Origin of the sequence: Okeania sp. SIO2C2 (assembly GCF_010692625.1) — a bacterium.
GTDB classification, from domain to species: domain Bacteria; phylum Cyanobacteriota; class Cyanobacteriia; order Cyanobacteriales; family Microcoleaceae; genus Okeania; species Okeania hirsuta.
On the sequence record NZ_JAAHGM010000167.1, the window covers coordinates 1 to 1,300 of the forward strand.

A 1,300-nucleotide genomic window follows, 5' to 3' on the forward strand; every position below is an offset into this window, starting at 1 on the left:
GACTTCAGCGACTACTCGGTGCGTTTTGACAACTTACTCACAAAGCGCTGGCCGGGTGAGGATAGGCGGCGTGAGGATCTGCCAAGCGACATGAAGCGGCGGCTGGATGCTTATTTTATTGATAAGGACATGAGTGCATTTGAAGGCTTGGCGCTGGAAACCGCAGGTACGGCATTTCAGGACTCGGTTTGGAATATGTTACCGAACGTTCCGGTGGGCCGCACCTGGACTTACGGACGGCTTGCTGCTGCCTTGAATAAGCCGACCGCCAGTCGCGCCGTCGGGCGTACCAATGGCTTGAACCCCATTGCGATTGTTTTGCCGTGCCACCGCGTTGTTGGTGGAAATGGTAAGCTGACAGGATACGCAGGCGGCTTGCCGAGGAAACAATGGTTACTTGACCACGAAGGTGTGTTACGAGCGGCTGCATAGGTTTGAACAAACGGGGTAGCCACTTATGCACTATGACGCGTTGGAAACCAGAAGCGCGGCCGAACGCCAAGCGGATCTAACAGCAAAGTTGATCTACCAGGTTGCATTGGCCAAGGCCAAGTCACCCTATTTTGCAGAAGCGCTGAAAGACCTAGGCGAGATCAGTTCATTTGATGATTTGAGCAAGTTGCCGGTGCTTAACAAATCGGACTTGCCGAAGCTGCAAAGTCAAAATACGCCGTTTGCGGGCCTGAACGCAATCGCGCCCCACGAAATGGCGAACATTTTCCGCTCACCTGGACCCATATGGGACGCGGCTGGCGCAATTGGTCGCGAGCACGATCATTGGAAGACCGGCCGTGGATTGAAGGCCGCTGGCATCGGTGCTGGTGACATCGTACTCAATTGCTTTTCATATCACTGGACGCCAGCAGGGCGCATGTTTGAATCCGGTGCACATGCCGTTGGTGCTGCGGTCGTGCCGGCTGGTGTTGGGCAAACGGATCTGCAGGTTGAGGCCATTTCGCAGTTGGGCGTGACCACCTATGCCGGGACGCCGGACTTTCTGCAGGTGATATTGGATAAGGCAAGTGAGGTTGGTGCCGATGTATCCAGCCTGGCCAAAGCTTTGGTTTCCGGCGGCGCTTTGTTCCCGGCCATGCGGGCGAAATATCAGGAACAAGGTATTGACGTTCTTCAAGCCTACGGCACGGCAGATGTTGGCATCATCGCCTATGAGGTGCCGGGTGAAGATGGCAGCCTGCCGCAGGGTATGATCATAAACGAGGATATGATTGTAGAATTGCTGGATCCGGTCACACGCGAACCGGTTGCTGAAGGCGATGTAGGTGAAGTGGTGGTGACGAAC

General features: G+C 55.2%; 2 protein-coding genes. Both read left to right on the plus strand.

Going from position 1 to position 1,300, the window contains the following annotated elements; translation table 11 throughout:
- Window positions 1–432, plus strand: a 432-nt coding sequence (locus tag F6K18_RS36150; RefSeq protein WP_287528195.1) for a methylated-DNA--[protein]-cysteine S-methyltransferase, incomplete at its 5' end; no start/stop codon positions are given.
- A gap of 25 nt (window positions 433–457) precedes the next feature.
- Window positions 458–1,300: phenylacetate--CoA ligase family protein (locus tag F6K18_RS36155; RefSeq protein WP_287528197.1), on the plus strand; the 843-nt coding region annotated here is incomplete at its 3' end.